7 protein-coding genes and 1 pseudogene are annotated in these 6761 nt (G+C 28.0%); 6 read left to right on the top strand and 2 right to left on the bottom strand.

From position 1 onward, the window contains the following. Positions 1-10 precede the first annotated feature (10 nt). The 6 genes from HMPREF0078_RS07625 to HMPREF0078_RS07650 all read left to right on the top strand — a co-directional run bounded on the left by HMPREF0078_RS07625 (position 11) and on the right by HMPREF0078_RS07650 (position 5494). The gene (locus tag HMPREF0078_RS07625) at positions 11-1240 is read left to right on the top strand and encodes a hypothetical protein (RefSeq protein WP_004839571.1); all 1230 of its coding nucleotides are present in this window, start codon (positions 11-13) and stop codon (positions 1238-1240) included. Positions 1241-1444: 204 nt separating this feature from the next. Further along, entirely contained in the window at positions 1445-2221 is a 777-nt protein-coding gene (locus HMPREF0078_RS07630; RefSeq protein WP_004839572.1) for an ABC transporter permease, read from the top strand. After that, positions 2199-2885 (top strand): ABC transporter ATP-binding protein, encoded by a 687-nt coding sequence (locus HMPREF0078_RS07635; protein ID WP_004839573.1) that lies wholly within the window; start codon positions 2199-2201, stop codon positions 2883-2885. The genes HMPREF0078_RS07630 and HMPREF0078_RS07635 overlap by 23 nt, the downstream gene beginning before the upstream one ends. After that, the gene (locus HMPREF0078_RS07640) at positions 2875-3873 is read left to right on the top strand and encodes an ABC transporter substrate-binding protein (protein ID WP_004839574.1); all 999 of its coding nucleotides are present in this window, start codon (positions 2875-2877) and stop codon (positions 3871-3873) included. The genes HMPREF0078_RS07635 and HMPREF0078_RS07640 overlap by 11 nt, the downstream gene beginning before the upstream one ends. Positions 3874-4001: 128 nt before the next feature. Beyond that, positions 4002-4508 (top strand): sigma-70 family RNA polymerase sigma factor, encoded by a 507-nt coding sequence (locus HMPREF0078_RS07645; RefSeq protein WP_004839575.1) that lies wholly within the window; start codon positions 4002-4004, stop codon positions 4506-4508. After that, positions 4505-5494, top strand: a complete 990-nt coding sequence (locus HMPREF0078_RS07650; RefSeq protein ID WP_004839576.1) for a hypothetical protein — start codon at positions 4505-4507, stop codon at positions 5492-5494. Before HMPREF0078_RS07645 ends, HMPREF0078_RS07650 begins: the two co-directional genes overlap by 4 nt. A gap of 54 nt (positions 5495-5548) precedes the next feature. On the opposite strand, the gene HMPREF0078_RS07655 is transcribed toward HMPREF0078_RS07650, so the two are convergent. Beyond that, positions 5549-6235 (bottom strand): ferric reductase-like transmembrane domain-containing protein, encoded by a 687-nt coding sequence (locus HMPREF0078_RS07655; RefSeq protein WP_004839577.1) that lies wholly within the window; start codon positions 6233-6235, stop codon positions 5549-5551. Positions 6236-6262: 27 nt separating this feature from the next. Beyond that, a pseudogene (locus tag HMPREF0078_RS07660) lies at positions 6263-6761 on the bottom strand (FMN-binding protein); the annotation flags it as partial.

The raw sequence follows: 6761 nt of genomic DNA on the forward strand, positions 1-6761 counted from the left end.
TGGAGATCGTATGAAAAAAATTTTGATTGTTTTATTTATATTACTTTTTTCATCTTGCATAAATTTCGATGAAGATATAAATAAATCTAATGACAGCACAATAAAAGAAAAAATATCAGCAAATAGTATTTCAAGCGAAAAAGAAAAGAATAAAAGATTAGAATATAAGCACGAAAATATTGAAGGATTTCAAAGAGATAATTCCTTATACGTTGAAAGAATGATGGGAGATTATCCAAATGATATTTCCACTTCTTCCAATGAGCCTTATACAAAAGATGAGCTTAAAAATCTTGATTACGACAAAAATATTTTCTTGGAAGCTTTTAATATAAGAATACCAAACAGGTGTAAAGTTTATTCTAATACTTCTAATAAAAATACTTATGTGATTGATTTTCCAAAATCTGATGATTATGACCTTTCAATTAATATAAAAAAATTATTAGAAGAAGGAAAAAAATCAGAAGACGAAATAAAAAATGAGCTTTATAAAATTTCTGACAAAGAAACATATAATTCGGAAATTGAAAATGCAAATGTAGTTCAAAAACCTGTTGGACTTGAAAGCGATTATAAGAAAACTTATTATTCAATTGTTGAAGATAATAAATTTTCTTACACAAATATATTTATGGCAACGCCTACAAATCTTCTTCAATTTCAAATTGTAGAAGATAAGGAAAAATCTCAAGCCTCTCCTTATATAATGGCAGATTTATTATCGACAACCTATCCCGAAAGTGAAGATTTTAATATGGTTGCCAAATCATTCAAATCTTTTGACAAATATATAAATCTTTACGCAACAGAAAAAATTGATATGGGAGATTTTTCTTTTAATATTCCTCAAGATATGAAAAATATCCAAGAAAGCGACGCTTTGACCGTTTATGAAAATCAAGTTTCAGGAAAAACAATAAATCAAATTATAATTTCAAAAATAAAAAAAGATAAGGCAATTGATTTGAAAAATTCTTTTGCCCAAAGTCAAGGCAGTCAAATTCCACCAGCTTTTATAAGCCCGATGGGAGAAGTAAAAGAAGAAATGGTAAAAGAAAAATTGTTTTTAAAATCAAAAGTAAGAATTTATACCGAGCAATTTTCACTAGAAGGAGAAAAAATAGCCTTTGAAACCAAAGATTATTTTGTAAATATTATCCTTGCAGGTCCATTGAAAAATACAAATAAAACCCAACTTTTAAATGAAAATATTATAAATTCTTTGAAATTTGAATAAGAAATTTTTATGATAATTTTTCATAGAAAAAGCAAATGAAACTTGGCCCATATCGATTATTAGTCTGTATGGGTTTTTCTTTGCTTTATTTTTTTTGGTAATTCATGATATTAATTTTAAAAAATATCAATACTCTTACAAAATTTTTCCTTATAATTATTGATAAACTTTATCATTTTCTGGTAAAATATTAGGGGAGTTTTTATGAAAAAATTTAACTTTAATTTTAAAAATCTTTCAATACTTATACTTATTTTGATTTTTTGGCAATTTATTTATAAAATCGGATTTTTTTCGCCAATTTATTTGCCTGGGCCTTTTAAAGTTTTTGAAACTTTTTGTGCTATGCTTGTTGATGGTTCAATTTTTGCTAATCTTTTTGCAAGCCTTTTTAGAGTATTTGTTGGATATTTTTTGGCTTTTCTTGTAAGCTTTTTTTTGGCTTTGATTTTTTATTTAAAACCTAAAATTTACCCATATTTTTCAAATATTTTGAATTTTTTTAAAAGTATTCCGCCTCTTGGTCTTGTTCCCCTCTTGATTTTATGGCTTGGAATTGGAGAAATCAGCAAAATCGCCATAGTTTTTTTGGCGTCATTTTTCCCTATTTTTTTAAATATTCAAAAGGGTTTTATGGTAGCAGAGCCTGATTTAATTGAAATGGCCCGTGCTTTTTCTTATAACAATAAGGAAATTTTTAAAAAAATTATCCTGCCATCAAGTTTGAAAGATATTTTTGTTGGCGCAAGAATTGGTCTTGGCTATGCTTATAGGTCAATTATTGCAGCGGAAATGATAGCCGCATCAAAAGGCCTTGGTTATCTTATAAATTTTTCAAGGCTTATGTCTAGGACTGATAAAGTTCTTGTGGGGATTTTTCTAATAGGCTTTGTTGGAATGATTTCTGACAAAATTTTTGTTAAATTTGCAAGCTTTTTTTTGAAGGGAGATCTTAAAAATGAATGGTATAAGTCTAATTGACCTTTGTAAAACTTATAATATCGACGATAAAAATATAAAGGCTTTGGATAAAATAAATTTAACTTTAGATCCTCAAAAAAGAAATATCCTAATCGGCCCTTCTGGTTGTGGAAAATCAACTTTAATCAAGGCTATTGGAGGACTTTTGGAAGTTGACTTTGGAAAAATCATTAAAAATGATATAAAAACTTCCATAGTTTTTCAAAATCCAAGACTTTTGCCATGGCTAAATGTCAAAGAAAATATTCTATTTTCAAATCAAAACGAAAATCTTTGCAAAAAGTGGATTAAAATAATCGGCCTTGAGGGCTTTGAAAACGCCTACCCTTCTCAGCTTTCTGGCGGTATGAAAGCAAGAGTTTCCCTTGCTCGTGGAATAATTTTTCCAAATAATTTTATGCTTTTGGATGAGCCTTTTGCATCTGTTGATGAGATTAGCAAAGAAAATCTTGAAAAAGAATTAATTTCTTATATGAAAATCAAAGATTCTGGATTTTTATTTGTAAGCCACGATCTTGAAGAAGCTCTCAATTTAGGTCAAAGAATTATAGTAATGAAAAAGGGGAAAATAGTTTCTGATTTTAATCTTGAAGATAAAAAAATCTCCAAGGAAATTTTGAGAGAAAATTTTAAAAAAATAATAGGAGAAGAAAATGAAAAATAAATTTTTAAAAATTTTATCAATTTTTGCCTTAGTTTTTGCGATTACATCATGCTCAAACAAAGACAATACATCAAACGAAAACATCTCAAATGCTAATATGTCAAATCCTTCATCAAATACAAAGGAAAAATTATCAATCGACGAATTAAATGTGACTTATGTAACTTCACCTTTGAATGTTCCATCAATTATCGAAAAAAATAAGGAAATTTTTGCAAAACATCTTCCAAATGTAAAAATTAATTACAAGGAAATCACAAGTGGTGCAGACCAAACAGCTGCTCTTGCAAGCGGAGATGTTGATTTGCTTTATGGGCTTGGTGGTTCTTCTGCAATTCTTGCAAAGGCAAACGGTCAAGATTTGAAAGTTTTAAATATGTATTCAAAAGCACCAAAGGCATTTTCACTTTTTGCCAAAGATGATTCAATAAAAAATCCATCAGATTTAAAGGGCAAAAAAATCGGAGGCCCTGTAGGAACAAACTTACACCAAGAACTTTTAGCATATTTAGAAAAAGAAAATTTGAATGAAAAAGACGTAGAATTTTCAAATATGTCAATTCCAGATGCAGCCGCTGCTCTTGATTCAGGAAATTTAGACGTAGCACTTTTGGGAGGACCTGCAGCTTATAAGGCAAAGGAAGCAGGACTTTATGAAATTACAAACGGAGAAGATTTAATAGATGCTATGATTTGTGTGGCAAGCTCAGAAAAATTTGCCAAAGATCATCCAGATGTAATAAAAGCAATAAATGATGCCCAAAAAGAAATAGCAGAATTTATGGAAAAAAATAAAGACCAAACAAAAGAAATTGTAAAAAAAGAATTAGACCTTGATGATAAAGCCTACGAATATATGTATCCAATGTACGATTTTTCAACAAAAATTACAGAAGATGATAAAAAAGGCTTTGAAAGAACCAAAAAATTCATGCTAGATAATAAAATGATAGAAAAAGATTTTGATATTAATCTTTTGTTTAAATAAAATTTTAAGACCTATAAACCATCTCGAAAAAATCGGGATGGTTTTTTTATAAAAAAATTAAAGATATAATTTAAAGTAAGGATAGATTTGCTCAACTTTACACGAATATATAGGCAAAGGAGGAAATAATGGATGATAAAAATTTAATAAAAGGAATTAAAAACAAAGATGAAAAATATTTGATTGAATTCATTAACCTTTATGGACCTATATTAAAAGGAGTTATTGTAAAAACTATAGGAAATAGGAGAAATATTTTAGACGAAATTTTAAATGATGCTCTCCTTGGAATTTGGGATAATATAAATTCTTATGATCCTACTAGGTCATCTTTTAAAAATTGGTGTGCAGGAGTTGCCAAATACAAGGCAATTGACGCCATTAGAAAAGAAGCAAAACACGACTGCCTTGATCTTGATGATGTATCTGGTTTTATTTATGATAAAAATCTAGAAAATTATGATGAAAGCGAAAAAATTCTTGAAATATTGTCAAAAAAAGATAGGGAGATTTTTAAAAAATTATTTATAGAAGGATATTCATACGATGATTTAGAAAAAATCACAAAAATTCCGAAAGACAGACTCTACAACAAAGTAAGCCGTGCCAAAAAAACTTTAAGGAGCAAATTATGAAAAATATCTATGACAAAATAAATGATATGGATTTTGAAATTGAAAAAATCGAATTAAACGACTTTGAAAAAGAAAAATTAATAAAAACTGCAAAATCCTACAAAAAAAATAAAAAATCAAAAAAATTTTTGCCAATAGCAGCTGCATTAATCCTAGTAGCTGGACTTAATATTCCAATTGTAAAAGCAGAAGTTTCAAAATTTACAACAGACATAAAAGTAACTATGATGGAAGCCTTTGGCGCAAGTCCTGATTCCTACAAATATATGGCAGAAATTAATAAACCAGTAACAGTTGGAGAAGATTCATTTGTGATAGGAAATATAGCCTTTGAAGATAATAAAATATTTATAAATACCCTTAGAAATGGAAAAAATTTAGAGGAAAATACAAAAAACAATTCATATTTGTATAAGGTGGTAGTTGATGGAAAAACTTATAAAGCTATGAGCTCATCAGGAGGAGAAGGCCTATTAGAAGATAAAAAAACATCATCAGAAAATCTTATGATAAGTTTTGATAAATCTTTTCCAAAAAAAGATAAGGCAAGCGTAGATTTATATTTTGCAGATGCAAATAAAATCCAAATAATTTCAATAGAATCCCCAATGAATACAATAAACGAAGAGAACAAAATTTTCGCTGAAAATTTAAAAATAAAAGGAACAAACGCCACAATTTCATTAATGAAAATAAATCCAATGACCCTTACAGCAACAATAAAAAATCTAGATCAAGCCTATGTTTATGAACTAAAAGGAGTTGACGAAAAAGGAAATAAAATTTCTCTAGATGAAAGAATAGGAGATGAAAACTCAACAACCTTTATTTTCAACAATTATTTCTCAGACCTAAGCCTAGATGAAATAAAAGACGGAAGAATTTTTAATTTCACCCTAAGTCGTTCAAAAATTAATGAAAATTCTGGAAAAGAAAGTGATGGCAACTTTGAAAAAATTGCAGAATTTTCATTAAGTGCCAAATAAAATAAGGACAAGAAAATCCTCAAATGAATTAAATTCATTTGAGGATTTTTAACTTTATTTTGCCAATGATTTTTGCATTTTTATATTTCTTTTTCTTAATCTTAGGATTATATAAGCCAAATATATAAGCGTATATATAACCACTCCTACCATATTTTCTTTCCAATTCGAAGAATATAACACCATAACGTGGATATATATTCCTATGAAAAATGGATATGCCATTTTTTGCAAATTTTTCCAACTTTTAGCTTTCATTTTGCGACGTATTGTCTTAAAAGAAGTTACAAAAAGAGGAATCAGCATCAACAATAAAAATATTGTTATTATTGATGCTATTAATTGTCTTTGAGGCATAGAGCTAGGATTTGTAAAAAGAATTGGGAAATAACGCAAACCAAATATTATATTGTGGCTAAAAACTAATAAGCTTGCCATTATAGACATTTCTCCACGAATTGCCATCAATTTTTTTGAAAAATCATTATGTTTTGTGATAGTTCCTAAAAACATTACTATCATAAATGAAGCTGTAGCAAATATCCCCCTTGAAAATATCTTCATAAAATATTCATTAAACCAAGTAGGGAAATTTCTATCAAAGCCCATATTATAATAATAAACTACAAATCCTGTCCAAGCATATATTCCTAGATAAAATATGACAGGATATTTTTTAATCAAATCCTTAGTTAAACTATAAAAAATTATAGTAAACAAAATTCCAGTAATTAAAGTCATCTTATTCTCCTTTCTATTTTCATAAGCTTATTGTTCCTTTTGTATAGGATTTTTACTTTCATCAATGATAATTTCCTCTTTATTTTTTTCTAAAGGGGGCAATTGAGAGTTTTTTGTGCTTTGAATTTTGAGAGAATCTTTTTCATTTTCACTATTTTCTTTTTCAGTTTTTTCTAACTCTTTATTACCAGAATCTTTATTCGATTCATTTTTATCAAGATATTTTTTCTCATTTACAGAAGGTTTTAAAGAAGGTTTTTCCTCTATTTTATTTTTAGAATTTTCCTTTTTCTTTATAGCCTTTTTGCTAGAAGATTTATCTTGACTATTTTCTTTTTTAACAGCTTTTTTCACTATTACCATCACGTAAGCTTCGCCTACTTCTTTTGTTCCTTTGCTTTTGAATTGTAGGTACACTCTTTGTGGGGCTTCGCTTACTTTGCTATAGTCTGGTTCGTTTTTAAAGCTTACTTCTACTGAACCGTCTTTTGGTATGTTTGAAAATCTTTCTTTGTAGTCTTCTAGC

Origin of the sequence: Anaerococcus vaginalis ATCC 51170, assembly GCF_000163295.1 — a bacterium.
In the GTDB taxonomy this organism is placed as follows: domain Bacteria; phylum Bacillota; class Clostridia; order Tissierellales; family Peptoniphilaceae; genus Anaerococcus; species Anaerococcus vaginalis.